We start from the raw sequence: 24,774 nt of genomic DNA, 5'->3' as shown, positions 1-24,774 counted from the left end.
TGGCGGCGGGGCGGCTCAGATCGCCCAGCGCAGGCCATGCGCCGGAACGCCCGGCCACGCACCGTCGCCGTGGGAGGGTTCGGCCGCGGGCTTCTGCAGCACCCGGTCGAGGATGCGTTTCTCGAGGGCGGCGAACGCCGCGTCGCCGTGCGACCGGGGGCGCGCGAGCGGGATGCGCTCGTCCAGCGCGATGCGGCCGTCCTCGATGAGCACCACGCGGTCGGCCAGGGCCACGGCCTCCTGCACGTCGTGCGTGACCAGCAGTGCGGTGAAGCGGTGGCGCAGCCACAGCCCTTCGATGAGGCGCTGCATCTCGATGCGCGTGAGCGCGTCCAGCGCGCCCAGGGGCTCGTCCAGCAGCAGCAGGCGCGGCTGGTGGACCAGCGCGCGGGCCAGGGCCACGCGCTGGCGCTGGCCGCCGGACAGGCGCGCCGGCCACTCGCCGGCGCGGTCGGCCAGGCCCACCTGGGCGAGCACCTCGCGGCCGCGCTCCTGCGAACCCGCGGGCAGGCCGAGGGTGACGTTGTCCAGCACGCGCCGCCAGGGCAGCAGGCGGGCCTCCTGGAACATGATGCGGGTGCCGCCGTGCAGTCCATCGACGGGCCTGCCGTCGATCTCCAGCGTTCCTGCGCTGGCGGTCTCCAGGCCGGCGACGAGCCGCAGCAGCGTGCTCTTGCCGCAGCCGCTGCGGCCGACGATGGCGACGAACTCGCCGGGCTCGATCGTGAGCTGCGCCTCGCGCAGCACGTCGCGCGTGCCGTAGCGCTTGGTCAGCCGGCGCGCCTGCAGGCGCAGGCCGGGCGCGGGGGAGGAAGCGGTATGGGGGGCGGACATGGTGCCGTCTCCTTCGTTCATGCCTTGGCCTGGTAGCCAGGATGCCACCGCAGCCACCAGTGCTCCAGGCCGCGCGCGAACACGTCCGCCAGCTTGCCCAGCAACGCATAGAGCAGGATGCCCACGAGCACCACGTCGGTCTGCAGGAACTCGCGCGCGTTCATCGTGAGGTAACCGATGCCGGCCTGCGCCGAGATGGTTTCCGCCACGATCAGGATCACCCACATGAGCCCCAGCGAAAAGCGCAGGCCCACGAGGATGGAGGACATCGCGCCGGGCAGGATCACCTCGCGGTAGAGCTGCCAGCGCGAGAGCCCGTAGGTGCGGCCCATCTCGATCAGGCCCGGGTCGACGTTGCGGATGCCGTGGAAGGTATTGAGGTAGATCGGAAAGAACACCGACACCGCGATCAGGAACACCTTGGCCGATTCGTCGATGCCGAACCAGAGGATCACCAGCGGGATGAGCGCCAGCGCGGGTATGTTGCGCACCATCTGCACGGTGGAATCCAGCAGCGTCTCCGCCCAGCGCAGCGAGCCGGTGAGCAGCCCGAGCAGCAGGCCCAGGCCGCCGCCGATCGCCAGCCCTGCCAGCGCGCGGCCCGCGCTCACCTTCACATGGGTCCACAGCTCGCCGGATTCGCCGAGTTGCCAGGCGGCCTTGAGCACGTCGGACGGCGCCGGCAGCACGCGGCTGGACAGCCACCCCTGGGCCGCGGCCACCTGCCAGACCGCGATCAGCGCCACCGGCACCAGCCAGGGCAGCAGGCGCTGCCCCACCGCGGCGGCCCACTGCCGCACGGGCGCGGGCAGGCCCGTGCCGGGTTCCTCGGGGGTGTCGGTGGCGGCGGACACCTGCAGTTCGCGCACCGCGGGGGAAATGGCGGGGCCCGTCATACGAGCGCTCCCGCCTCCGCGTCCGGCTCCAGGAACTCGAGCTGGTTGCCCGCAGGGTCCTTCACGTAGAAGCGCAGGTAGCCCGGAAGCGCCCGGTTTTCGACCAGGGGAAGTTCGGCCCGCAGCAGGCGGCCGCGGAGTTCGGGCAGGTTGTCCACTTCGAACGCCAGGTGCGCCGCAGCGGGCACCGGTTGCCAGCGCGTGGTGGGCACCAGGGCGATGCGCTGCGGGCCAGCCGCGAAATGCAGGGCGTTCTCGGCCGGATACCGCACCTCGGCCAGGCCGAGCAGGCCGGCGTAGAAGGCGCGCATGGCGCCCTCCTCGCCCGCGGGAAACGGCAGTTGCACGTGGTTGATGGAATGGATGGCCATGGGAATCTCCTGTTGGGCGGGCCGCTCAGCTCTGCGCCGCGCGCGGCACGTACTGGTTGCCCACGATTTCGCCGAAAGGGCCGGTCAGGGGGCCCGCCGCGCGGCCACTGCCGCCGATGCGCTCGCGCACTTCGGCCGGCAGCAGCGGGAACACCAGTTCCGCGAAGCGGTAGGCCTCTTCCAGGTGCGGGTAGCCGGACAGCACGAAGGTGTCGATGCCCAGGTCCGCGTACTCCTGCATGCGCGCGGCCACGGTCTGCGGATCGCCCACCAGCGCCGTGCCCGCGCCGCCGCGCACCAGGCCCACGCCGGCCCAGAGGTTGGGGCTGATCTCCAGGTCCGCGCGGGAGCGGCGGGTGCCCCCGGCGTGCAGCGCGGCCATGCGGCGCTGCCCTTCGGAATCCATGCGCGAGAACACCGCCTGCGCCTGGGCCACGGTCTCGTCCTGCACGCGGCTGATCAGTTCCTCCGCCGCTGCCCATGCGGCCGCATCGGTCTCGCGCACAATCACGTGCAGCCGGATGCCGAAGCGCACCGTGCGGCCCCGTTTCGCGGCGCGGGCGCGGACGTCGGCCACCTTCTGCGCGACCGCGGCCGGCGGCTCGCCCCAGGTGAGGTAGGTATCGACCTGCTCCGCCGCGAGGTCGTGCGCCGCCTCGGACGAGCCGCCGAAGTACACCGGCGGATAGGGCTTCTGCACCGGCGGATAGAGCAGCTTGGCCCCCTTCACCGACAGGTGCTCTCCCTCGTAGTCGAACGTCCCGCCCTCATGGCTGCGCGACAGGATCTCGCGCCAGATGCGGATGAACTCCTCGGACTGCGCATACCGCTGGGCATGGTCCAGGAAGACGCCGTCGCCCTCCAGCTCCGTGCGGTCGCCCCCCGTCACGAGGTTGATCAGCAGGCGCCCGCCCGACAGGCGATCGAAGGTCGCGGCCATGCGCGCGGCCAGGGCCGGCTGGTGCAGGCCGGGGCGCACCGCCACCAGGAACTTCAGGCGCTGCGTCACCGGCGCGAGTGCCGAGGCGACCACCCAGGGGTCCTCGCAGGAGCGGCCCGTGGGGATCAGCACCCCTTCGTAGCCCAGGGTATCGGCGGCCGTGGCCACCTGGCGCAGGTAGTCGTAGTTGACGGCGCGGGCACCTTCGGACGTCCCGAGGTAGCGGCTGTCGCCGTGGGTGGGAATGAACCAGAACACGTGCATGGGAGGCTTTCTCGATCAGTGGGGAACGAAGGTCAGTAGGAAATGGCGAAGCGCGGCCCGGACGCGGGCGGGGGCACCGCGGCCGCGCGGCGCGCTGCGCCAGGTGCGGATGCGGGACCGCCGGGCCGGGCACGCGCACCGTGGGGCGAAGCCCCCAGGCGCGCGCGGTCACCGACAGCAGGCGCCGCGCTGCCGGCCCGGGGGCCGTGGACGATGGCAGGATGGACATGGGTGGTGCTCCTTCGGGCAAACGGGCCGGACCCCGGCTACAGCAACTCCACCGGCGCGGCCTGGAGCACGTCGAGCTTCCTGGGTATCAGCTTGAGAGCGAAGAAGGTGTCCGCGATGGCCTGCTGCTCGGCCAGGATCTCGCGGGTCACGGCCCGCGTGCCGTAACCCACGCGGCCGACGAAGAGCTCGGTCACCGCACGGTCCAGGCCCAGCACCTGGGACAGTTCCGCCGCGGCTTCGGCCTTGTGGCCCGAGACCCATTGGTCGATGCCGTCCACCTCCTCGATCGCGATGCGCAGCACGTCCGCGTTGCGGCCGGCGAAGTCGCGCGAGGTGAAATAGAAGGCCCGGTTGTTCACCACGCCCGTGGCGTCGGCCAGGATGCGGGCGTCCAGCGCCTTCTGCGCCGCCGCGAGGAACGGGTCCCAGATCACCCAGGCATCCACGGCGCCGCGCTCGAACGCGGCGCGCGCGTCCGGCGGCGCCAGGAAGACGGATTGCACGTCGCGGTACTGCAGGCCGTTCTTCTCCAGCAGTTTCGCCAGGAAGTAGTGCACGTTGGAGCCCTTGTTGTAGGCCACGCGCTTGCCCTTCAGGTCGGCCACGCTGCGGATGGCCGAGCCCTTGGGCACCACCACCGCCTCCAGCGCAGGGCGCGGCACCGTGGCGCCGGCATACACGAGCGGCGCGCCCGCGGCCTGGGCGAAGATCGGCGGGGCCTCGCCCACGTCGCCGAAATCGATGGAACCGACGTTCAGTGCCTCCAGCTGCACCGGGCCGGCGTTGAACTCCGTCCAGGTCACCTTCACGCCCAGGGGGGCGAGGCGCTTTTCCAGGGTGCCGCGCGCCTTCAGCAGCGAGAGCCACCCCTTCTGGTGGCCGACCCGCAGCGTGCGTGCGGCGCCGGCAGGCTGTGCCCAGCCCGGCAGCGTTGCGAGAGCGGCAGCGCCCGCGCCCGCAGCCAGCCAGCGGCGGCGGGTGGTGGATGGTGCGGTGTGCGTGGACGATTCGGACAGCGGGACCATGGGAAAACTCCAATCTCTGCGGTATGTCGGGGTGGCGGGCAGGCAGCGCTCCGCCGAAGGGCGGGCACGGCGGCCTCGCCCAGCGGGCCGGCAAGGCCGGCGGAAGGCAAACGGGGTGTGGAGCAGGTCGGCGCGCGGGCCGCGCGGCGTCGGCGGCGGCGCGGACCGGTCAGACGCTACATCGCACCTGCTCGAAGGGGATCGGCGGAAAGCGCGCCGCCTGCACCGGCGGGCGCAGCGCCTCGGTCACCAGCAGGTCGAGCGCTTCGTCCAGCCGGCGGGAAATGTCGGGCGCCAGGGTGTGGGCGCCCTCGGGCGTCAGGGCGACCTGGGCATCCGTGGCATAGACGCCGGGCAGGATGTGCCGGGCCCCGAGCGACTGCAGCACGGGCCGCAGAGCGTAGTCGAGCGCCAGCATGTGGTGCGGGCTGCCGCCGGTGGCCAGCGGCAGCACCGCCTTGCCCCTGAGCGCCTCCTGCGGCAGCAGGTCGAGGAACACCTTCAGCACGCCGCTGTAGGCGGCCTTGTACACCGGCGTCGCCACGACCAGGGCCCGGGCCTCGGCCACCTGCTCCACCGCGTGGGCGATGGACCGGTGCCCCGTATCGGCCAGCAGCAGCGCCTGCGGCGACAGGTCGCGGATGTGCAGCCGGTGGATCGCCGTGCCGCGCACCGACAGCCGCAGGGACGTGGCGTCGAGCAAGGCGGCGGAACGCGAGCGCTCCGAAGGGCTTCCGGCGATCAGGAGGACGGACATGGGCGGGCCTTGCGGTGGAGAGGTCGATGGGCGGGGCGCGGCGGCTGCGCGGTCACTTCTTCGTGTAGATCTGGTCGAAGCTCGCGCCGTCGGCGAAGTGGTCCTTGTCGGCCTTGCCCCAGCCGCCGAACGCCTGGTCGATGGTGACGAGCGTGAGCTTGGGGAACTGCGCGTCGTACTTGGCCTTGGCCTTCTCGGCGGTCGGCCGGTAGAAATGCTTGCCGGCGATGTCCTGGGCTTCATCCGAGTACAGGTACTTCAGATACTCCTCGGCCACGGCGCGCGTGCCCTTCTTGTCCACGACCTTGTCCACCACGGCGACGCTCGGCTCGGCCAGGATGGAGAGCGAGGGGGCGACGATCTGGAATTTCTCCGCGCCAAATTCCTTCAGGGCCAGGAAGGCTTCGTTCTCCCAGGCCAGGAGCACGTCGCCCACGCCGCGCTGCACGAAGGTGATGGTAGAGCCGCGCGCGCCGGTATCGAGCACCGGCACGTTCCGGTAGAGCTTGCCGACGAATTCCTTCGCCTGCGCATCGCCGCCGTACTTGCGCTTGGCGTATTCCCAGGCGGCCAGGTAGTTCCAGCGTGCGCCGCCGGAGGTCTTGGGATTGGGGGTGATCACCTGCACGCCGGGCTTGACGAGATCGTCCCAGTCCTTGATGCCCTTCGGATTGCCCTTCTTGACGAGGAACACGATCGTGGAGGTGTACGGGGCGGAGTTGTGCGGCAGGCGCTTCTGCCAGTCCGGCTTGACCAGGCCGCCGTTCTTCACCAGCGCATCGATGTCGCCGCCCAGGGCCAGCGTGGCCACGTCGGCATCGATGCCGTCGATGATCGAGCGGGCCTGCTTGCCCGAGCCGCCGTGGGACTGCTTGACCTGCACGTCCTGCCCGGTCTTGCCCTTCCAGTACTTCGCGAACGCCTGGTTGTAGTCCACATACAGTTCCCGCGTGGGGTCGTACGACACGTTGAGCAGCTGCACCGGCTGCTGGGCGATGGCCGGCACGGACAGCACGGCGAGCGAAGCCAGGGCGGCTGCGGCGGGAAACTTGATAAAGTGGCGGCGAAGGTTCATGAGGGGCTTTCCTGGGAGATCCGTGGACGGTGCGGTAGAGCACGGCACCGATGCAGCGCATTCTGAAAGCCCCCGTTCAAAACTGAAACTACTGAAATTTCAGTTCTAAATTCCAGAAATATCTGTAGAACCTTCGCAAGCGGGAGCGCACGGCGCCCTTTTCCCGCTTTTCGTCCCTCTCCATTCCGCCAGAACAAGGAAATCCACATGCCCCGTACCGTCCAGTGCATCAAGCTCGGCAAGGAAGCCGAAGGACTCGACTTCCCTCCCTACCCGGGCGACCTGGGCAAGCGCATCTTCGAGAACGTGAGCAAGGAAGCCTGGGCCGGCTGGCTCAAGCACCAGACCATGCTCGTGAACGAAAACCGCCTGAACCTCGCCGATGCGCGCGCGCGCCAATACCTGGCGCGCCAGATGGAGCAGCACTTCTTCGGCGGCGGCGCGGATGCCGCCGCGGGCTACGTGCCGCCCAGCGCCTGACGGCCGCCCCGCCCGCACCGTTTCCGCAAGCCCGGCCCCGCCGGGCTTTCTTTTTTCCCCGCCTCCGTTTACCGCCATGCGGCTGACACGGCGCAACCTCCCGGGCCCCGCCGCGCCCCGACAATCGCCGCATGTCCGAACCCATCGACTGGCTCCCCGACGGCACCCCGTTCAATCCGCGCTTCGGCGACCGCTACCACAGCCATACCGGGCTCGCGCAGGCGCGCGAGGTCTTCCTGCGCGGCTGCGGCCTGCCCGAGGCGTGGGCCGGCCAGGCGATGTGGCGGGTGCTGGAGACCGGCTTCGGCTGCGGGCTGAATTTCCTCGCCACCTGGGCCGCCTGGCGGGCCGACCCGGCGCGGCCCCGGATGCTGCATTTCGTGTCCTGCGAAGCGTTTCCCGTCTCCGCGGACGACCTGCTGCGCTCCATGCAGGGGCATGCCGAGCTGGAACCCCTGGCCCGCGCCCTGCATGCCCGGTACTGGGGCCTGCTGCCCGGCGTGCACCGGCTCGCCTTCGAGGGCGGCCAGGTGCTGCTCACGCTCTACATCGGCGATGCGCAGGCGATGCTGCGCCAGCAGCAACCGGTGGCCGATGCGGTGTACCTGGACGGCTTCAGCCCGCAGGTGAACCCGGAGCTGTGGGATGTGCACACGCTCAAGGCCGTGGCGCGCTGCTGCCGCCGCGGCACCCGGCTGGCCACCTGGAGCGTGGCCGGCGCGGTGCGCGAAGGACTCGCGCAGTGCGGTTTCCGGGTGCAGAAGGTGCCCGGACTGCCCCCGAAGCGCAGCAATCTGCAGGCGGTGTTCGATCCGGCCTGGGAGCCGCGCCCCGTGCAGCCGGAGCTGCCCGACATTCGCGTGGCGGACGGACCGTCGAGCGCGCTGGTCATCGGCGGCGGGCTGTCGGGCGCCGCGGTGGCGGCGAGCCTCGCGCGGCGCGGCTGGCAGGTGCGGGTGCTGGACCAGGGCGCGGAACCCGCGGCCGGTGCATCGGGCCTGCCGGCCGGCGTGTTCGCGCCGCATGTGTCGCCCGACGACAGCCTGCTCTCGCGCCTGTCGCGCTGCGGCGTGCGGGCCACGCTGCAGGCCCTGGAGGCATCGGGCCTGGTGGAGGGCGAGGACTGGAGCGCCTGCGGCGTGCTGGAGCACGAGGTGGATGGCAGGCACCGCCTGCCGCCCGCCTGGGCCGGGGATGCCGCGGCGGGCGCCGAATGGAGCCGCCCCGCCGATGCCGCGGCACTGGAGGCCGCGGGCCTGCCCGGCACCACCGTCGCCACCTGGCATGCGCGCGGCGGGTGGCTGCGGCCGGCCCGGCTGGTGCGCGCGCTGCTGGCGCACCCTGCCATCCACTGGCAGGGCCGCAGTGCCGTGGCACGGCTGGAACCCGTGGCCGCTCCCGGTGGCACCACGCACTGGCAAGCGCATGGCAGCGACGGCACGCTGCTCGCCGAAGCGCCCCACGTGGTGGTGGCTGCCGGCTACGGGAGCCGCCCGTGGCTGCCCGCCCGCTACCCGATCCATCCACTGCGGGGCCAGGTGAGCTGGGGAACGCGAGCGGACAGCCCGGCAGCCGCCTGGCCGCCCTTCCCCGTCAACGGCCACGGCAACCTCGTGCCGCATGCGGGCATGGCCGGGAAAGCCATCTGGGTGATGGGTTCGACCTTCGAGCGCGGCCAGACGGACCTGCCCCCCGCGCCCGAGGACCAGGCGCACGCCCATGCGGCCAATGCCGCGAAGCTGGAACAGCTGCTGCCGGCGCTGGCGCGGGGGCTCGCACCCGCCATCGCCGGCCCGGGCGCCGCGCCCGGCCACTGGGCGGCCGTTCGCTGCACCGCGCCCGACCGGCTGCCTTTTGTGGGACCGGTCGATGCCGCTCTGCAACCGGGGCTCTGGGTCTGCGCCGCGATGGGCGCGCGCGGGCTCACGCTGTCGCAGCTGTGCGGGGAACTGCTGGCGGCCCGCATGATGGGAGAACCCCTGCCCGTGGAAGTGCGCCTGGCGCGGGCGCTCGCCACCGAGCGCCTTCAAGGGACCTAGGACTTTCGGAGAAACGCGACCATGCAATGGAGCCAGCTTGAAATCCCATCGCAACGGCTGCTGCTGAAGCCGTTCTCGCCAGCCGATGCCGACGAGGCATTCCCGTGCATCACCCCGACGCTGACACGCTACATGTCGTTCGATCCGCCCCCTTCGACGTCGGCGTTCGAAGCCATCTGGCGCAGATGGCTGGATGACATCGCGGCAGGACGGGATTTCGTTTTCGCGGTACGGAGCCGCTCCACACGGGCGTTCATCGGGCTGTGTGGCCTGCACCGCACCTCCGAGCCGGAACCTGAACTGGGCATCTGGGTGCGGGAGGGCGAGCACGGCCATGCCTATGGACGCGAGGCCGTGGGGGCGGTCTTCGCCTGGGGTACAAGGCACTTCGGCCCCGCCGCATTCCTCTACCCCGTCGCGGAAGCCAACACGCCCAGCCGCCGCATCGCCGAGTCGCTCGGCGGCGTCCCCGTCTCCCATCGGCCGGGAACGAAGTACGACACCGTGGTCTACCGGATTCCGGCCAGGCACTGACCAGCCCGGCGCCAGGCAGGCGGTAACTCCCGGGTGCTCAAGGGGTGTGGGGGGCGGCTTTCGCCTTGCGCGCCGGAATCCACACGCCGAGCATGGCCGCCGCCGCGAGCGACAGCAGCCCGGTGACGGCGATGCCGCCGGCCAGCGAGGCGGTGGCCACCAGCGCCGACAGCAGCGCCGGCCCGCAGGAGCCGCCCAGGTCCGACAGGAAGCGCCACACCGCCAGGAAGTACTGGCGGCCATGGCGCGGCGCGAAGTCCGCCCCCAGCGTCATGATCAGGCCCGAGCCGATGCCGTTGCCGAAACCGATCGCCGTCGCGGCGATCAGCAGCGTCACGAAACCACCGGTGAACGGCATCGCGAGCAATGCCAGCCCGATGATCGCCATCGACGGCACGGCCACCCAGCGGCGGCCCTTGAGGTCCATCACCCGCCCGGCCGGGTAGAACAGGAGCATCTCGATGCCCCCGGCGATACCGTAGATCACCGAAGTGACCGCCGGCGCCAGCAGCAGGTGGTCCGCCCACAGCGGGATCACCGCCTGGCGCGAGGCGCGCACCGCGCTCACCAGCGCCACCCCGAGCCCGAGCGTCAGGAACACCCGCCGGTGGTCCGCCAGGATGGAACCCAGGCCCACGGGCGCCGGGGCCGGCGCGCCCGCGGGATGCGGCGGGGCCACGAGGTCCGGCAGGCGGGCCCCGACGGCCGCCGCCGCGAGCACGCCCGCGATGCCGACGGCGAAGGCCGCCTTCAGCCCGAAGGCATGTACGGCTGCCGCGGAAAGAAACGGCCCGATGAACATGCCGATGCGCATCACGCCGCCCAGCGTGGACAGGGCCCGGGCGCGGTAGGCGGCCGGCACGGCCTCGGTCAGGTAGCTCTGGCGGGCCAGGTTGTAGATGGCCTGGGACATGCCCACCATGCAGCAGCCGATCGCCAGCGGCACGACGCCCGGCAACAGCACGGCCAGCGCCATCCCGATCGCGCTCCACAGGCCTGCCGCGACGATCGCCCAGCGCTCGCCCCAGCGTATCGTGATGTACGACGCGGGAATATTGTTCAGCAGCGAGCCCAGCCCGATCAGCGTGACCACGAAGGCCGCCATCGAGACCGATGCGCCCAGCTCCCGGGCCAGCAGCGGCACGATCGGCAGGATGGCCCCCTCGCCCACCCCGAACAGCAGCGACGGCCCGAAGGCCGGCAGCGCGATCCGGCGCCAGGAAAAGGAATCGGCGCCGGCACTGGCGGCGGGTGGGAAAGCGGGGGGTGTGGAGTCGTTCATGGGCAAGGCGCTGCGGCAGGCGGCAAGGGCGGCGGACGCCCGGCGCCAACGATACGCCAACTCCATGCGCCGCGCCGGCCGGCATGGTGGAATGGAGCTCCACACTGGCGAGTGCGGGCAAGCGGTCACATGAGCGCCAGTCCCTGACCTGACAGCCTGCGTACCCGGGTAGATGAACAAGCCGCGACGCTCTCGCGCGTCGCGCTTTGCGAATGTCTGCTCAACCCAGAATGGTGACCGGCACTTTGGCGCCTTCAGGCAGGGTGACGATCAGCGCCCGAGAATCGTTGTCCTGGCCGTACCGGGCGCTTATGTCGAGGAACACCTCTCCCCCGCCGGCCGCGCGCAGCGCGCCAAGTGTCATCATGACCGGAACGTGAGAGTCGCTTGTTGCGTAATTCATCGCGCCTGCGTAGGCGTCCGGCCCGAACATCACATTCAGGACAGGATCCGGTAAATGCATCGCATCCATTTCCACAGGCTTGAATGATCCCGGCATGTACGGGTTCCCGGCAATAGCGAAATGGTTCCTGATCCTGGCGCCCGACTGGGGATGCCCGCTCAGGGTTCCATCCTGGACCCACTGCCTATCCGTCACCCGGAAGAGCAACGAATCATCATTCAGTTTCAACTGACTGCACGGGTGGTGCTTTTTTAGAAACGCCGCGCGCTCTGCCGGAGGAAGGGTGTTGACCGACGGAAAGACTCGCCCGTTTTTCAGCACATACGACCCATCCTGCAGCCCGATGCCAGAGGGGTGGTTCCTGGGCGGCGAAGGAAGCGCTGCGCGAAGCGCCGAGCTGGAGGCACCAGAGGCGTGACCGCCCCGAGGTGATAGAACGTCATGCTGGATCATCCCCCCGGATCGTGAGCTGCCTGCTTCCTGCTCCTGGTTCGATCCATATGCCGCTCCAAACCCTGAAGCACTGAGCGACGACCGTGTGGCCACCGATTTGGATCCTGCGCATCCCATTTTCTTCCTCGATCAAAAGCTGACTTGACATGTTGCCCAGTCGAACCGCAACTGTGGCTACCGCTGACGACCAACGGGTGAACGGTCCAGCTTGTACCTGCTCCAAGCCCCTGGCTAACCAAAGCATGCGAAGCGGCGACAGGCACTGCGAAAACCTGAGCCTCGCGATAGAGGAATGCCGCTTCAAAGCGCGCCCGAAAACCAATATACATATATCGATATACCTGCAGGAACAAACAATAGTTTGAAACCATAAGGCGAGCCCCTACAGTCACGCCCATGCATGACCTGGCGTTCGTTTTCGCGGGATTCGCGGTGGGCCTGATCGTCGGCCTCACCGGGGTCGGTGGCGGCTCCCTGATGACGCCCGTGCTGATCTTCTTCTTCGGCGTCAAGCCCCACCTGGCCATCGGCACGGACCTGCTGTTCGCCGCCTTCACCAAGATGGGCGGCACGGTGAGCCTGGCCCGCCAGCGCCTCGTACCCTGGCGCGTGGTGGCCCTGTTGTGCGCGGGCAGCATCCCCTCGGCCCTGCTGGCCCTGTGGGCACTGCGCACCATCGGCCCGGCCAGCGCCACGGCGCAGCACCTCATGACCACCACCCTGGGCGGCGCCCTGCTGCTCACGGCCGCCGCCACGCTGTACAAGGCCTTCGTCTTCTCCCCGGCCCGCCAGGCCGCCGAACGCGCCGCCCGCCAGAGCGAAGGCGCACAGGCCGACCGCCCCCGCCACTGGAGCCTGCCCGTGCTGCTGGGCGCGCTGATCGGCACGCTGGTCACCTTCACATCCGTGGGCGCGGGCGCGATCGGCGTCACCGTGCTGCTGATGGTGTTCCCCCTGCTGCCGCTGCCGCGCGTGATCGCCGCGGATATCGCCTATGCGGTGCCGCTGACGCTGGTGGCGGGGCTGGGCCATGCCACCCTCGGCTCCGTGGATTGGCCACTTCTCGCACAATTGCTGGCTGGCTCGCTGCCGGGCATCTGGCTCGGCTCGCGCCTCGTCTCCCGCGCGCCGGAGCGGTTCATCCGCTCGGCCCTTTCCGTGCTGCTCGCCTGGGCGGGCGCCAAACTGGTTCTGATCTGAGTGCGCCCCACGCGCACAGCCCCACCATGTACCAATACACAGAATTCGACCAACAGTTCATCCGCCAGCGCGCGGACCAGTACCGCGACCAGCTGGAGCGCTTCCAGGCCGGCAAGCTCTCCGGCGACGAGTTCAAGCCGCTGCGCCTGCAGAACGGCTGGTACGTGCAGCGCTATGCGCCCATGCTGCGCGTGGCCGTGCCCTACGGTGAGCTGTCCAGCGGCCAGTTGCGCGTTCTGGCCCGCATCGCCCGCGAATACGACATCCCCGAGCCGGCACTGCTGGCCGAAGCGCAGGCCACGCAGGAGAAGCTCGGCGACATCCCGCTCGCCGACGGCCGTCGCATCGGCACGCACCTGAAGTACGGCTACGGCCACTTCACCACGCGCACGAACGTGCAATACAACTGGATCCCGCTGGACAAGAGCGCCGACGTGATGGACCTGCTGGCCTCCGTGCACATGCACGGCATCCAGACCAGCGGCAACTGCATCCGCAACATCACCAGCGACGCACTGGCCGGCATCGCCGCCGACGAGATCGCCGATCCGCGGCCCTTCGCCGAGATCCTGCGCCAGTGGAGCACGCTCCACCCCGAGTTCGCCTTCCTGCCGCGCAAGTTCAAGGTGTCGCTCAACGGCGCCCGCGAAGACCGCGCCGCGCTCGGCTGGTACGACGTGGGCCTGCAGCTGGTGAAGAACGAGGCCGGCGAGCTGGGCTTCCAGGTGCGCGTGGGCGGCGGCATGGGCCGCACGCCGGTCATCAGCCCGGTGGTGCGCGAGTTCCTGCCCTGGAACCAGCTCATGAACTACCTGGAGGCGGTGATCCGCGTCTACAACCGCTACGGCCGCCGCGACAACCTCTGGAAGGCGCGCATCAAGATCCTCGTGAAGTCCGAGGGAGAGACCTACGTGGACCAGGTGGAAGAGGAATTCCGCCAGATCGTCGAGGTGGAGGGAGGCCCCCACACCATCACGCAGGCCGAGTACGACCGCGTGGCCGCCTGCTTCCACGACCCCGTGCCCGACGTGGGCGGCGCGGACGCCGAGAGCCAGACGCTCTCGCTGCTGCGCGCGGCCGCCGAAGGCGACCAGGGCTTCGGCCGCTGGCTCACGCGCAACGTGCTGCCGCACCGCCATCCGCTGCTCCGCGCCGTGGTGCTGTCGTTCAAGCGCGTCGGCCATGCGCCCGGCGACGCCACGGCCGACCAGATGGACGCGGCCGCCGACCTGGCCGACCGCTATTCCTGCGGCGAGGCCCGCGTGACGCACGAGCAGAACCTGGTGCTGCCGTGGGTGCGCGCCGACCAGTTGCCCGCGCTCTACAAGGAAGCGCGTGCGCTGGGCCTGGCGCAGCCCAACATCGGCCTGCTGACCGACATGATCGCCTGCCCCGGCGGCGACTTCTGCTCGCTCGCCAACGCGCGCTCGCTGCCGATCGCCGAAGCCATCACCGAGCGCTACCAGGACCTGGACGAGCTGTGGGACCTGGGCGAGATCGACCTGCACATCAGCGGCTGCATCAACTCCTGCGGCCACCACCACAGCGGCCACATCGGCATCCTGGGCGTGGACAAGGACGGCAAGGAGTGGTACCAGATCACGCTCGGCGGCGCCGACGGCACCGACCTGTCGGGCCCGGCCGTGCCCGGCAAGATCATCGGGCCGTCCTTCAGCGCGGCCGAGGTGCCCGGCGTGATCGAGGCGCTGCTGGCCACCTACCGCGACCAGCGACAGCCGCTGTCGCCCGAGGCCGCCGGCAGTGCCCGGGGCCAGAAGCACGAGCACTTCATCGATACCGTGCGCCGCGTCGGCATCGAGCCCTTCAAGGCCGCCGCCAACGCCGCCCGCCACCCCGCCGAGAGCGTGGCCGCCTGAGCCCCGAGCACCGCATTCCCACGAGAGACACCATGAAAATCATCGCCGCCCACGATCCGGCCGCCACCGAGCCGGGGCACCACGTGCTGGCCATGCCCAACGACGCCGATCCGCTCGTGCAGGACCTGGCGGGCATCGAGCGCATCGACCTGCATTTCCCCAAGTTCACCGACGGCCGGGCCTTCAGCCAGGCCCGCCTGCTGCGCCAGCGGCGCGGGTTCCGCGGCGAGATCCGCGCCACGGGCGACGTGCTGATCGACCAGCTCGTGCAGATGGCGCGCTGCGGCTTCGACGTGGCCGTGCTGCGCGAAGGCGTGGACCTGGCCGATGCGCAGCGCCAGTTCGACCGCTTCCACGCCTTCTACCAGGGCGACGCGGCGCACCCCCTGCCCCACTTCCGGGACGCCGCCTGACGCGGCCGCCGCCCCTTTTTCCACGAGCTTCCACGAGCCGACGCATGAACGCCCGCACCGAACCCCATGTGCTGAACCAGCTCAGCAACCGCCATCTCGACGCGCTGGAGGAAGAAACCATCTTCATCCTGCGCGAGGTGGCCGCAGCCTTCGAACGCCCCGCCCTGCTTTTCTCGGGCGGCAAGGATTCGCTGGTGATGCTCAAGTGCGCCGAGAAGGCCTTCGGCGCGGGCCGCATCCCCTACCCGCTGCTGATGATCGACACCGGCCACAACTTCCCCGAAGTCACGGATTTCCGCGACTTCCGCGCGAAGGAACTGGGCGCCGAGCTGATCGTGCGCAGCGTGGAGGATTCGATGGCGCGCGGCACCGTGCGACTGGCGCACCCGGGCGAGAGCCGCAACGTGCACCAGTCGGTGACGCTGCTGGAGGCCATCGAGGAATTCCGCTTCGACGCGCTGATCGGCGGCGCGCGGCGCGACGAGGAAAAGGCCCGCGCCAAGGAACGCATCTTCAGCCACCGCGACAGCTTCGGCCAGTGGCAGCCCAAGGCGCAGCGGCCCGAGCTGTGGACGCTGTTCAACACGCGCCTGGCCCCGGGCGAGCACTTCCGCGTGTTCCCCATCAGCAACTGGACCGAACTCGACGTGTGGCAGTACATCGACCGCGAGCAGATCGCCCTGCCCTCGCTCTACTACGCGCACCAGCGCGCCGTGGTCGAGCGCAAGGGCCTGCTCGTGCCGGTGACCGACCTCACGCCGCCCCGCGAGGGCGAGGAAGTGGTGACGCGCGAGGTGCGCTTCCGCACCGTGGGCGACATCACCTGCACCTGCCCCGTGGCCAGCGACGCCGCGACGGCGGCGGATATCGTGATCGAGACGCTGGCCGCCGACGTGAGCGAGCGCGGCGCCACCCGCATGGACGACAAGACGTCCGACGCCTCCATGGAAAAGCGCAAGAAAGACGGATATTTCTGATGACGACCATGAATTCGATAGCTGCCAGCGCAGACGCAGCAGGCCAGAACGATCACCAGTCAGCGCTCCGCTTCATCACCTGCGGCAGCGTGGACGACGGCAAGAGCACGCTGATCGGGCGCCTGCTGGTGGACAGCCGCGCCGTGCTGCAGGACCACCTGGCCGGCGTGACGCGCGGCGGCGAGACCGACCTGGCGCTGCTCACCGACGGTCTCTCGGCCGAACGCGAGCAGGGCATCACCATCGACGTGGCCTACCGCTACTTCGCGACCGAGACGCGCAAGTTCATCATCGGCGATGCGCCGGGCCACGAGCAGTACACCCGCAACATGGTCACGGCCGCCTCCAGCGCCGACGCGGCCGTGGTGCTGGTCGATGCCACCAAGCTCGACTGGCGCGACCCGCAACTCGCCCTGCTGCCGCAGACGCGCCGCCACTCCCTGCTGGTACACCTGCTGCGCGTGCATTCCCTGGTGTTCGCCGTGAACAAGCTCGACGCGGTGGACGACCCCGCCCTCGCCTGGCGCCACATCCGGGCGGCGCTGGAAGCCTTCGCCCGGACGGCCGGCATCGCCGTGCGCGCCACCGTGCCCGTGTCCGCGCTCAAGGGCTGGAACGTGGTCGATGCGCAGCCCGGCTGGTGCGGCTACGAAGGCCCGAGCCTGCTGCAGATCCTGGAACAGTTGCCCCACACGCCCGCAGACACCGGGCTGGCACTGGCCTTCCCGGTGCAGTGGGTGGAGAAATTCTCGTCCTCGGCGGACACCACGCAGGGCCGCCGCGTGTTCTGGGGCCGCGTCGCCGCGGGCCAGGTCGCGCCCGGCACGGAAGTGCAGGTGTTCCCGAGCGGCCAGCTCGCCCGCGTGGCGCAGGTGCTCGACCACGCCCGCCGGCCGCACACCGTGCAGGCCGGCACCAGCGCGGGCATCATCCTCGACCGCGAGGTGGACGTCTCGCGCGGCGACTGGATCCTGGCAGCGCCCACACCGGCGGCGGCAGCCGCCGCGGACGATTTCGACACCCCGGCGCCGGTGCCCGCCTGGCCGGCGCGCCGCGAGATCCGCGCCACCGTGGCCTGGATGGACGACGAGCCCCTGGTGGCCGGACGCGTGTACTGGGCGCTGCATGGCCACCGCTGGGTCAAGGCCAAGGCGCAGCGCGTGGTGCACCGCCTGAACATCCACACGCTGGCCGAGGAAGAGGCCGCGCAGCTGGAGCCCAACGCCATCGGACATGTGGACCTGCTGCTGCAGGAGGCCCTGCCCGCCGCGCCGTTCGGCCAGGCCCGCGTGCTGGGCTCGCTGATCCTCGTGGACACCGCGAGCCACCGCACCGCAGCGGCCGTGCTGGTGAACTGAAACCGCCTCGGACCCGAACCGCCCTAAAATTGCGGGTTACCCCCGACCCAAAGACTGCCTCTCATGACTCACGTCGTCTCCGAAAACTGCATCAAGTGCAAGTACACCGATTGCGTGGACGTGTGCCCCGTGGACTGCTTCCGCGAAGGCCCGAATTTCCTCGTGATCGACCCCGACGAGTGCATCGACTGCGCCGTGTGCATTCCCGAGTGCCCGGCCAACGCGATCTACGCCGAGGAAGACCTGCCCGCAGACCAGCAGGCCTTCATCAAGCTCAACGCCGAGCTCGCCCCGCAATGGAAGAGCATCACCAAGCGCAAGGCCTCGCTGCCCGACGCCGACGAGTGGAACGGCAAGCCCGGCAAGATCGCCGACCTCATCCGCTGAACATGGATACATCCCCCCGGGCGGCTGCGCCGCTCCCCCCTTCTCTGGCTGCGCCTCGCTGGCCGGAAGGGGGGCGGCGCCAGCGCGGCGGGGCGGCCCTTGCGCTGCGTCCGTGATGGAAAACGCTCGCCCCGTCGAAGCCGATGCGGTCGTCATCGGCGCGGGCCCCGTGGGGCTCTTCCAGGTCTTCCAGCTCGGCCTGCAGGGCATCGCCGCGCATGTGGTGGACGCACTGCCCCACGTCGGCGGCCAGTGCGCCGAGCTCTACGCCGACAAACCCATCTACGACATTCCAGGCGTGCCGGTGTGCACCGGCCGCGAGCTGGTGGCATTGCTGGCCCGGCAGATCGCGCCGTTCTCCCCGCAGCTGCACCTCTCCCAGCGCGTCGAGACGCTGCAGCCCGCCCCCGACGGCGGCTTCCTGCTCGCCACCGATGCCGGCACCACGTTGCATGCACGCACCGTGTTCATCGCTGCCGGCGTGGGGGCCTTCGTTCCGCGCACGCTCAAGATCGATGGCATCGAACGCTTTCACGGCACGCAGGTGTTCCACCACGAAGAGCCCGCGCCCACCCGTGGCCGGCAGGTGGTCGTCCTGGGAGGCGAGGAAACGGCCGTCGCACGCGCCATCGCCTGCGCGGAGCCCGGGCCCGAGGCCGCCGCGGGCGTCACCCTGGTACATCGCCGCGACGCCTTCCAGGCGGCTCCGCAGGACCTGGCCCGGCTGCAGGCACTGCGCGACAGCGGCCGCATCCAGGTGCTGGCCGCCCAGGCCACGGGCATCGAAACCACGCAACCGCAGCCACCGCAGGCGGAGGACCGGCTCGTGGCCGTGCGCCTCCTCGCGTCCGACGGCTCGGAGCACGCCCTGCCCCTGGATACGCTCCTGCTGTGCCTGGGCGTTTCGCCGCGCCTGGGCCCCGTCGCCGACTGGGGGCTGGCGCTGGAGCGCAAGCAGGTGAAAGTGGACACGGCCACCTTCTCGGCCGGGGCGGCAGGCCTCTACGCCGTCGGCGACATCAACACCTATCCAGGCAAGCGCAAGCTCATCCTCTGCGGCTTCCACGAGGCCACGCTGGCCGCCTTCGCCGCGGCCGAGCACCTCGCCGGTGCGCCGGTCGCCCTGCAGTACACGACCACCAGCACCCGGCTCAGGGAACGCCTGGGCGTCGCGGGCTGACGCACTGCAGGAAAGACGAAGGCCCCTGGCACCGCTGCCAGGGGCCTTCGCCCCGCGCCGTCTCCCTCCCAGAAGTGGCGCGTCTTCTCTCTCTCTTGTTGTTATCGCGACGGACTCGCTTCTCCTCCCTGGCCGTGGCGGCCATGTTCTCGTGGTTTCAATCTGCAATCACCTGCACGGCCGCGCCCACGCGGTGCGCATGCGTGCAAAGCGCCTTGAGCTCCCGAAGGAAGTCGCTCAGCGGCGTATAAGGCAGGCGGCGCAGCACGCCGTCGCACTCGCTGCTCCAGCGCAGCAGGTCCTGCCCGTGCACGCACATTTCGGCGCAGCTGCCGTGGTAGTGCCGCCAGAAGGCGGACAGATGGCCTTGTTCGGGTGCCGAGCCCATCACGTGCTGGTAGTAGGACTCCCACAGGGTCCGCGGCTGCCACACGGCACCCGCCGCTGCGCGCCTGGAAGAGGCCTGCACGCCGGAAGAGAGGGTGATGCATCGCATGTGCCGACTCCCTGGCCCTGCTCAGGTACCCGCCCGGCCGGCACGCTGCCCCGTCCACGCTGCCCGGAGGTGGCAGGGCCGGCCCGCGCCGTGGGCGGAAGTCCCTTGAGGGACTCCATCGATCTGCCGGTGGCTTTGCGGTTGCTGCATGACGGTTCTCTCGAAGGATTGGCGACCCTGGCCGGTGACCAGCCGGGTCTTCCCTCTCTGATGACGGTGGTTCTTGTAGCGACTGCTATTGCAGCGCGATGACCGTAATCTAGAGAAAAGTCGTGCAACGACCCATTACATGCGATTACAAGATCGCCGGGTCAGGGCCGGGCTCCGGGCCGTTCGCCTTCGAGGCGCCCCCCCTTGCGGATGCGGAAGGCATAGTCGCCGAACCGCACTTCCCCGCGGCGCCGCTCCACCACGGACACCGTGTCGCCCACTGCGCCCAGGGTGTTCTGGACTTGCCGCCGCGCCCGGAACAGCTGGATGTTCAGGTACGGCACATCCACCCCCAGCATGCGCGCCAGGGCGTCGATGGCGAGCCAGCCCTGGCTCGCCATGGGAACGTCCCGCCCGGCATCCTGCAGGCGCTGGCGGGCGAGCGTGAGCAGGGTGTAGTGGTGGATGCGCTCGCCCAGGGACAGCGACTGGCCGCCCAGCTGGATGTCGAGGCAGACATGCTCCTCGTCCTGGCTCACGTCGAAATCGAACAGCGGAGCCGGCAGCGCCGCGGCGGACGGCATGCGCGGCACATCCTGCGTGGCGCCCAGGTCCTCGCAGAGCACGAACTCCCAGCGCTGGCCGCCCGCCTGGACAATGTGGCCGTCCAGCAGCGGCTGCACCTGGTCCATGCGGTCCCACCACCAGCGTCCTTCGGACTGGAACACGTTGGATTCGGCCTCGGAGGCATGGGGCAGCAGGTTTTCCTGGATGTCCAGCACGCGCAGCACGGGCTCGCCGCCGAGCGGCCAGAGGCCGGTCCTGGGCGGCGATGCATCGACCAGGGTCCAGACGGCACCGACGGAAGCGCCGAAACGGATTTCGGAGCCCTCCGCCAGGCCATGCCAGTGCGCGGGCTGTAGCCGGACGTTGTCCAGCAGGGTGCCGTTGCGGCTCTGGTCGGCGACCTCCCAGCGCATGCCGGACCAGCGCACGATGGCATGGAGCTTGGACACATCGGCCTCCTGCAGTACCGTCCGGCACGAATCCGGATGCCGGCCGAAGGTATGCAGGGGACGGAGCACGATGCTCCGGCCGCTCGAAAGGTTGCGCAAAATCGCCATCGTGCTCCGCAGGAACGCTTTCAGGTCAGACGTAGAGAGGCCAGGGATTGAGGTCGCCCTCATCCCGCGCGGCATCGCGCCATCCCATCGCCACGGGTACGCGCGACAGGCGGGGATTCGCGAGCTCCGGCCAGATATGGCAGGCGCCGGGAAGCGTGGTCTTGACGGTGCGCAGCGGAAGGTCCGGGCGCGAGTAATCGTGCACCACCACTTCCAGGCCGCACCTCCGGGCCGCCTCCACGCAGGCCGCGATGTCCGCACGGATACCGCCGCGTCCATCCGTTGCCGCGCGGGCGCGGACGAAGGACGCGATGGCGCGATTATCCCCTCCTTCCGGCAGGAGGAACTGCGGGGATGCCCTGCGCAGACCGTTCCATTGCGCAGGCAGGGTCTTGCCCACCGCCACCAGTTGCACCAGTTCCGTCAAGGCCCGCTCGCAGGCCATGTCTGCATCCAGGCTGCACCCGAAACCCAGCGCCCAGTCGCCGTCCGCGCGGCGGCCCACGGCGGCCACCACCGGAATGCCGAGATCGTGGGTCAGGTCCAGCGCCCAGAAGCTCCAGCCGCTGCCGAGGGTGGAGCGCACGCGGCGGAGATGATCCGGGTCGGCACGACCAAGGTCGAGCGCAGGCATGGCCAGTTCGTTGTACCACCAGATCGCCGTGGCGTCGCGCTCGACCACCTCCAGCAGTCCCTGCAGGACGGCCTCCTCGACGCCGTTGCCGGCAGCGCAGCCGTTCGAATTCCACTCGCCGTAGCGGGACCAGTGTTCCGGAACGCCCGCATAGCAGTGGGCGAGTGGCAGAAAGCACGGTGCCTCGCGCGTGAGGGACCAGGCGGGGGTCCAGGCCAGCGGTGCCCCGGAAGGATGGACGTGGGTGCGCAGGACCCGGTCGTCCCCCGGCCCGCCCCGCGCTCGCTGCCGCTCGCTCACGAAGATCAGCGCGCGCGGCCCGAAGGCCGGAGCGGGTAGCGCGTCCTCACGCGCCTCGGTCCAGGCTTCGTCGCCCTGGAAGCCTGCGGCGTAGCGCTCCACCGCCTCGCACAGCGCGCTCGCCTGCGCCTGGGCGGCGGTCATGCCCTTGCCGAGGCACCAGCGCGCTGCCACCGGGCCGCCTTCCTGCGGACCGGCCGGATGGAAGGCACTGCGATAGACCGTGATGGCGCCGGCTTCCGGCAGGGGCAGCGGCGAGCACTCCGTCACCACGCCGGCCCACGCGCCGACCGAGGGCTGCACGGCCTGGACCGTGGTTTCCGGGGGCACCGTGCGGGAACCGCCCCGCGCGCCCGGCAAGGCATGCACATCGCGCAGCTGCACGGGCTGCCGGGCCTGCCGCGCCATCCATCCGGCGTCCCCGCACTGCGGGCACTGGGGCCGCCGCGGCACCGCCTGCCACGGCCCCGTATCGTCGTTGCCGCCGCCCGGCGTCCCGGAACCGCCGAGCACGGCGAACCGCCCGGGCCCGGCATCGGCCAGCAGGCGACGCACGGCTTCCTGCGCCTGGCGCCAGCGCGGCGCCCGGCCCGCCGGGTCACTGAACAGGGGCACCAGCCCGTGCGAGCCCGGAACCTCCCGCTCCAGCCAGGTGCGCCCCGGGCTGTTGCGCCGCAGGCGGTGCAGGAAGCAGTGCCAGCACGGCCCGGGCCCGCCTGGACGCAGCAGGGGGCCGGCGATGGACTGCGCGCCGCCCAGCCGTACCGGCATCCACCAGCGCGACCGGCCCGCCTGGAGCGCACGGTCCCATTCCCCCGCCAGCCGGGGATCGAAGTAGTCATCGCACAGCACGAGGTCCACCCCCGCCATGGCCCCTCCACCGGCCGCATCCACCGCGGCGCTCCAGGCCGGCAGTCCACCGGGCTCCGCCAGCCAGGTCACGCTGCCGGCATCGCCCTCTTCGCGCACCGGCACGGCATCCACGCGGGGAACGGCCCAGCCGCCGGGAGTCGCGCCGCGCGCGACGAGATCGCCACGGCGTGCCAGCGCCTCCATCGCCGACAGCAGGCCGGGCAGGTGGAGCATATCGCCACCGGCCGCGCACCAGTCCGCAGGCGTGAGCGCATCGCCCACCAGTTGCGCGAGGATGGCCGATTCCGCAAAGGGCAGCAGGAATGCGCCGGCCTCCTCGACCAGGATCGTGCCGGGGCCGAGGCCGGGGCCGGAGGCGGACAGGGCCGCAGGGCGCGCTACCGCGCGGAAGCGGGGGTGCCAGCAAGGCACGGCATGAAACCAATCCATGGGCATCCAGGAAGTATCGGGAGTGTGGCTGGCGCACGGACGGCACCAGGCAAGGCATCAGGGGCGCGAGGGCATGGAGCCCGTATCGCGCACTGCGCAGGGACCGCAGCCAGGGCACGGATCAGGGGCCTTGCTCCAGGCAGGCCACGGCATAGGGCACGTGGCCATGGCGCCCGCGGAATTCGTCCTCGAACCGGCGGTGCGCTTCGGAAAACAGGCCGAAGGGCTGGCATTCCTGGAGCACATGGAAGCCGGTGTCTCCTTCCACCAGCGCAGCGGCATCGCGGAAGCCGCTGACCACCGGCAGCATGGCGGGGCCTGCCTGCCAGGCGGCGATCGGGACGAAATCCGGATGCAGGTAATCCAGCACCACGCGGCAGCCGCAGCTTTCGCGGCGCACACGTACCGCCAGCCGCTCCAGCAGGTGCCGGATGTCCGACGGTGGCACATAGGGCGCCACGCCTTCGAGGAGCACGATGAAATGCCGGCCCTCCTGCCAGGGCATGGCGTCCAGCCACGCACTGTCCTGCAGGGCGCTGGCTACCTGCCGGCCCGGGTCCGCCGCGACCGAAGGCAGGAGCAGGCGCCGCAGGGCGATGACTTCCGGCAGGTCCGCATCGATCCACCCGACACCGGGCAAGGACGGCGCCAGCCGGCCCTGCCGGGTGCAGAGCCCCACGCCCAGGCTGGCCACGGCGTGGACGGACCGTTCGGCACAGGCCTGCCGCACCAGGCGGTCGAAGACCAGGCTGCGCACCACCACGGCCCGCACCAGCGCGGCGTCGTCTGCTGCGCGGCGCAGGTCCCAGGGGCACTGCGCCAGCAGCGGCGCGGCCCACGGATCCAGCCATCCGGCGTCGGCCTCGCGTGCCAGCGGGGAGGCCCGTGCGCTCAGGGTGAGCGCCAGGGTGGCGGAACTGCCCCGCAGGGCCTCCCAGGCCCCGGCGAGGCCGGCCGCCCCTTCAGGTGGCACGGCTGGCACTCAGCAGGTGAACGGGTAGGCGCTGCCGGTGTTGTTGTACGACGTGAGCGAGATCGGCCAGAAATCGCGGGCTTCCGGTGCGTTCGGATAGTTCAGCACGATGCGGTTCTTGATCTTGCTGCCGTCCGGGTTGTGCTGGTTCCAGCCACCCTTGGCCGCATCCCAGGTCAGCGCCTTGTTGGGCGTGAACCGGATGGAGAAGTTGAAGGGGTTGTTGTAGCCCAGCCATTGGCTCAGCAGGCCGGCCGCATCGCTGCAATGGGGGTTCAGCAGTTCGTCGCGGAACTCCTTCGACTGCCAGGCAAGCGCGATGGCGCGCAGCACCACGCCGCCGAAGGCCAGCAGGGAGCCGGGGTCTCCGCCCGGGATGCCCAGGCCGGTGGGCAGCGCGCCGCCCACGATGTGCGGTGGCTGGTGCTCCTGGCTGCCGACGTCGGCGGTCGCGCCCATGAGCGTGGGGAACAGCTGGTAATAGCTGGCCAGCGCCTCGGCGGCCCGGTCGGAAGGCGCTTCGGGGAACACGATCTCGAAGGCGTCGTCCAGGCCGATCCAGCCCGCGGTCAGCTCGGGCTTCCACAGGGTCTGGTCGAGCGGGTTGTCGCTGCGCTCCAGGGACACGTCGAGCCAGGGCCAGATGGTCTTCAGGCCGAAGTCCTTGGCGAGCTGTGGCTGGATGTCCTTCTGCGCGAGCAGGCGGTCACGGTAGTCGGGTTCGTACCAGGACTTGGCGATGGCGCGCAGATAGGCGAGCCGGAACTCCAGCAAGGGATCACCGGGCTGTTGCTGAATGGAACTCATTGGAATCCTCCC

General features: G+C 70.5%; 24 protein-coding genes. 10 read left to right on the top strand and 14 right to left on the bottom strand.

What is annotated here, in order from left to right:
* Positions 1-15 precede the first annotated feature (15 nt).
* From ACGHC0_RS11945 to ACGHC0_RS11915, 7 genes are all read right to left on the bottom strand, one after another.
* On the bottom strand, positions 16-834 hold the full coding sequence (locus ACGHC0_RS11945) for an ATP-binding cassette domain-containing protein (RefSeq protein WP_415268308.1): 819 nt from the start codon (positions 832-834) through the stop codon (positions 16-18).
* A gap of 17 nt (positions 835-851) precedes the next feature.
* Complete coding sequence (ssuC, locus tag ACGHC0_RS11940) at positions 852-1,730, bottom strand: aliphatic sulfonate ABC transporter permease SsuC (protein WP_415268307.1); 879 nt, start codon at positions 1,728-1,730, stop codon at positions 852-854.
* Complete coding sequence (locus ACGHC0_RS11935) at positions 1,727-2,101, bottom strand: VOC family protein (protein WP_415268306.1); 375 nt, start codon at positions 2,099-2,101, stop codon at positions 1,727-1,729. The genes ssuC and ACGHC0_RS11935 overlap by 4 nt, the downstream gene beginning before the upstream one ends.
* 25 nt (positions 2,102-2,126) lie before the next feature.
* On the bottom strand, positions 2,127-3,305 hold the full coding sequence (gene ssuD, locus ACGHC0_RS11930; protein ID WP_415268305.1) for an FMNH2-dependent alkanesulfonate monooxygenase: 1,179 nt from the start codon (positions 3,303-3,305) through the stop codon (positions 2,127-2,129).
* 266 nt (positions 3,306-3,571) lie between these two features.
* Positions 3,572-4,561 (bottom strand): sulfonate ABC transporter substrate-binding protein, encoded by a 990-nt coding sequence (locus tag ACGHC0_RS11925; protein WP_415268304.1) that lies wholly within the window; start codon positions 4,559-4,561, stop codon positions 3,572-3,574.
* A 169-nt stretch (positions 4,562-4,730) separates the two neighbouring features.
* Positions 4,731-5,318, bottom strand: a complete 588-nt coding sequence (ssuE, locus tag ACGHC0_RS11920; protein ID WP_368355400.1) for an NADPH-dependent FMN reductase — start codon at positions 5,316-5,318, stop codon at positions 4,731-4,733.
* Positions 5,319-5,370: 52 nt separating this feature from the next.
* Positions 5,371-6,393, bottom strand: coding sequence for a sulfate ABC transporter substrate-binding protein (locus ACGHC0_RS11915; RefSeq protein WP_128098372.1), 1,023 nt, complete (start codon positions 6,391-6,393; stop codon positions 5,371-5,373).
* Positions 6,394-6,600: 207 nt separating this feature from the next.
* On the opposite strand from ACGHC0_RS11915, the gene ACGHC0_RS11910 reads away from it, so the two are divergent.
* The 3 genes from ACGHC0_RS11910 (at position 6,601) to ACGHC0_RS11900 (ending at position 9,446) form a co-directional block, all read left to right on the top strand.
* Entirely contained in the window at positions 6,601-6,873 is a 273-nt protein-coding gene (locus ACGHC0_RS11910) for an oxidative damage protection protein (RefSeq protein ID WP_013594657.1), read from the top strand.
* A gap of 131 nt (positions 6,874-7,004) precedes the next feature.
* A complete protein-coding gene (gene mnmC, locus ACGHC0_RS11905; protein ID WP_415268303.1) occupies positions 7,005-8,912 on the top strand; it encodes an FAD-dependent 5-carboxymethylaminomethyl-2-thiouridine(34) oxidoreductase MnmC in 1,908 nt (635 codons plus the stop codon).
* Between the two features lie 21 nt (positions 8,913-8,933).
* Positions 8,934-9,446, top strand: coding sequence for a GNAT family N-acetyltransferase (locus tag ACGHC0_RS11900; RefSeq protein WP_415268302.1), 513 nt, complete (start codon positions 8,934-8,936; stop codon positions 9,444-9,446).
* A gap of 37 nt (positions 9,447-9,483) precedes the next feature.
* Here the strand turns inward: ACGHC0_RS11900 and ACGHC0_RS11895 are convergent, their stop codons facing one another.
* On the bottom strand, positions 9,484-10,728 hold the full coding sequence (locus ACGHC0_RS11895; RefSeq protein ID WP_368355396.1) for an MFS transporter: 1,245 nt from the start codon (positions 10,726-10,728) through the stop codon (positions 9,484-9,486).
* Between the two features lie 220 nt (positions 10,729-10,948).
* Entirely contained in the window at positions 10,949-11,584 is a 636-nt protein-coding gene (locus tag ACGHC0_RS11890) for an AvrPphF family type III effector (protein ID WP_368355395.1), read from the bottom strand.
* 396 nt (positions 11,585-11,980) lie between these two features.
* Between ACGHC0_RS11890 and ACGHC0_RS11885 the strand changes: the two genes are divergently transcribed.
* From ACGHC0_RS11885 to ACGHC0_RS11855, 7 genes are all read left to right on the top strand, one after another.
* On the top strand, positions 11,981-12,784 hold the full coding sequence (locus ACGHC0_RS11885) for a sulfite exporter TauE/SafE family protein (RefSeq protein ID WP_288534502.1): 804 nt from the start codon (positions 11,981-11,983) through the stop codon (positions 12,782-12,784).
* Positions 12,785-12,810: 26 nt separating this feature from the next.
* Positions 12,811-14,661, top strand: coding sequence for a nitrite/sulfite reductase (locus tag ACGHC0_RS11880; protein WP_368355393.1), 1,851 nt, complete (start codon positions 12,811-12,813; stop codon positions 14,659-14,661).
* A gap of 32 nt (positions 14,662-14,693) precedes the next feature.
* Positions 14,694-15,074, top strand: coding sequence for a DUF934 domain-containing protein (locus tag ACGHC0_RS11875; RefSeq protein WP_011796130.1), 381 nt, complete (start codon positions 14,694-14,696; stop codon positions 15,072-15,074).
* 44 nt (positions 15,075-15,118) lie between these two features.
* A complete protein-coding gene (gene cysD, locus ACGHC0_RS11870; protein ID WP_368355392.1) occupies positions 15,119-16,051 on the top strand; it encodes a sulfate adenylyltransferase subunit CysD in 933 nt (310 codons plus the stop codon).
* Entirely contained in the window at positions 16,051-17,409 is a 1,359-nt protein-coding gene (locus ACGHC0_RS11865; RefSeq protein WP_368355391.1) for a sulfate adenylyltransferase subunit 1, read from the top strand. Before cysD ends, ACGHC0_RS11865 begins: the two co-directional genes overlap by 1 nt.
* A 63-nt stretch (positions 17,410-17,472) precedes the next feature.
* The gene (gene fdxA / locus ACGHC0_RS11860) at positions 17,473-17,796 is read left to right on the top strand and encodes a ferredoxin FdxA (RefSeq protein WP_011796133.1); all 324 of its coding nucleotides are present in this window, start codon (positions 17,473-17,475) and stop codon (positions 17,794-17,796) included.
* Positions 17,797-17,911: 115 nt separating this feature from the next.
* Complete coding sequence (locus ACGHC0_RS11855; protein WP_415268301.1) at positions 17,912-18,976, top strand: NAD(P)/FAD-dependent oxidoreductase; 1,065 nt, start codon at positions 17,912-17,914, stop codon at positions 18,974-18,976.
* A gap of 157 nt (positions 18,977-19,133) precedes the next feature.
* Here the strand turns inward: ACGHC0_RS11855 and ACGHC0_RS11850 are convergent, their stop codons facing one another.
* From ACGHC0_RS11850 to ACGHC0_RS11830, 5 genes are all read right to left on the bottom strand, one after another.
* On the bottom strand, positions 19,134-19,472 hold the full coding sequence (locus tag ACGHC0_RS11850) for a hypothetical protein (protein WP_368355389.1): 339 nt from the start codon (positions 19,470-19,472) through the stop codon (positions 19,134-19,136).
* A gap of 311 nt (positions 19,473-19,783) precedes the next feature.
* Positions 19,784-20,707, bottom strand: coding sequence for an FHA domain-containing protein (locus ACGHC0_RS11845; RefSeq protein ID WP_415268300.1), 924 nt, complete (start codon positions 20,705-20,707; stop codon positions 19,784-19,786).
* Between the two features lie 64 nt (positions 20,708-20,771).
* Entirely contained in the window at positions 20,772-22,982 is a 2,211-nt protein-coding gene (locus ACGHC0_RS11840; protein ID WP_415268299.1) for a TOMM precursor leader peptide-binding protein, read from the bottom strand.
* Between the two features lie 121 nt (positions 22,983-23,103).
* Positions 23,104-23,955, bottom strand: a complete 852-nt coding sequence (locus tag ACGHC0_RS11835; RefSeq protein WP_415268298.1) for a class I SAM-dependent methyltransferase — start codon at positions 23,953-23,955, stop codon at positions 23,104-23,106.
* A 9-nt stretch (positions 23,956-23,964) separates the two neighbouring features.
* On the bottom strand, positions 23,965-24,762 hold the full coding sequence (locus tag ACGHC0_RS11830) for a BMA_0021/BMA_0022 family TOMM bacteriocin (RefSeq protein WP_368355385.1): 798 nt from the start codon (positions 24,760-24,762) through the stop codon (positions 23,965-23,967).
* Positions 24,763-24,774: the final 12 nt, after the last annotated feature.

Source organism: Acidovorax sacchari (assembly GCF_042847045.1).
In the GTDB taxonomy this organism is placed as follows: Bacteria; Pseudomonadota; Gammaproteobacteria; order Burkholderiales; family Burkholderiaceae_C; genus Paracidovorax; species Paracidovorax sacchari.
Note: the sequence above shows the minus strand (reverse complement) of the source record. Positions and strands in the feature narration are given on the sequence as shown.

Excerpts from the sequence above, each read along its gene's own strand:
- ACGHC0_RS11945 (WP_415268308.1), bottom strand. The coding sequence starts at position 834 with ATGTCCGCCCCCCATACCGCTTCCTCCCCCGCGCCCGGCCTGCGCCTG.
- ssuC (WP_415268307.1), bottom strand. The coding sequence starts at position 1,730 with ATGACGGGCCCCGCCATTTCCCCCGCGGTGCGCGAACTGCAGGTGTCC.
- ACGHC0_RS11935 (WP_415268306.1), bottom strand. The coding sequence starts at position 2,101 with ATGGCCATCCATTCCATCAACCACGTGCAACTGCCGTTTCCCGCGGGC.
- ssuD (WP_415268305.1), bottom strand. The coding sequence starts at position 3,305 with ATGCACGTGTTCTGGTTCATTCCCACCCACGGCGACAGCCGCTACCTC.
- ACGHC0_RS11925 (WP_415268304.1), bottom strand. The coding sequence starts at position 4,561 with ATGGTCCCGCTGTCCGAATCGTCCACGCACACCGCACCATCCACCACC.
- ssuE (WP_368355400.1), bottom strand. The coding sequence starts at position 5,318 with ATGTCCGTCCTCCTGATCGCCGGAAGCCCTTCGGAGCGCTCGCGTTCC.
- ACGHC0_RS11915 (WP_128098372.1), bottom strand. The coding sequence starts at position 6,393 with ATGAACCTTCGCCGCCACTTTATCAAGTTTCCCGCCGCAGCCGCCCTG.
- ACGHC0_RS11910 (WP_013594657.1), top strand. The coding sequence starts at position 6,601 with ATGCCCCGTACCGTCCAGTGCATCAAGCTCGGCAAGGAAGCCGAAGGA.
- mnmC (WP_415268303.1), top strand. The coding sequence starts at position 7,005 with ATGTCCGAACCCATCGACTGGCTCCCCGACGGCACCCCGTTCAATCCG.
- ACGHC0_RS11900 (WP_415268302.1), top strand. The coding sequence starts at position 8,934 with ATGCAATGGAGCCAGCTTGAAATCCCATCGCAACGGCTGCTGCTGAAG.
- ACGHC0_RS11895 (WP_368355396.1), bottom strand. The coding sequence starts at position 10,728 with ATGAACGACTCCACACCCCCCGCTTTCCCACCCGCCGCCAGTGCCGGC.
- ACGHC0_RS11890 (WP_368355395.1), bottom strand. The coding sequence starts at position 11,584 with ATGATCCAGCATGACGTTCTATCACCTCGGGGCGGTCACGCCTCTGGT.
- ACGHC0_RS11885 (WP_288534502.1), top strand. The coding sequence starts at position 11,981 with ATGCATGACCTGGCGTTCGTTTTCGCGGGATTCGCGGTGGGCCTGATC.
- ACGHC0_RS11880 (WP_368355393.1), top strand. The coding sequence starts at position 12,811 with ATGTACCAATACACAGAATTCGACCAACAGTTCATCCGCCAGCGCGCG.
- ACGHC0_RS11875 (WP_011796130.1), top strand. The coding sequence starts at position 14,694 with ATGAAAATCATCGCCGCCCACGATCCGGCCGCCACCGAGCCGGGGCAC.
- cysD (WP_368355392.1), top strand. The coding sequence starts at position 15,119 with ATGAACGCCCGCACCGAACCCCATGTGCTGAACCAGCTCAGCAACCGC.
- ACGHC0_RS11865 (WP_368355391.1), top strand. The coding sequence starts at position 16,051 with ATGACGACCATGAATTCGATAGCTGCCAGCGCAGACGCAGCAGGCCAG.
- fdxA (WP_011796133.1), top strand. The coding sequence starts at position 17,473 with ATGACTCACGTCGTCTCCGAAAACTGCATCAAGTGCAAGTACACCGAT.
- ACGHC0_RS11855 (WP_415268301.1), top strand. The coding sequence starts at position 17,912 with ATGGAAAACGCTCGCCCCGTCGAAGCCGATGCGGTCGTCATCGGCGCG.
- ACGHC0_RS11850 (WP_368355389.1), bottom strand. The coding sequence starts at position 19,472 with ATGCGATGCATCACCCTCTCTTCCGGCGTGCAGGCCTCTTCCAGGCGC.
- ACGHC0_RS11840 (WP_415268299.1), bottom strand. The coding sequence starts at position 22,982 with ATGGATTGGTTTCATGCCGTGCCTTGCTGGCACCCCCGCTTCCGCGCG.
- ACGHC0_RS11830 (WP_368355385.1), bottom strand. The coding sequence starts at position 24,762 with ATGAGTTCCATTCAGCAACAGCCCGGTGATCCCTTGCTGGAGTTCCGG.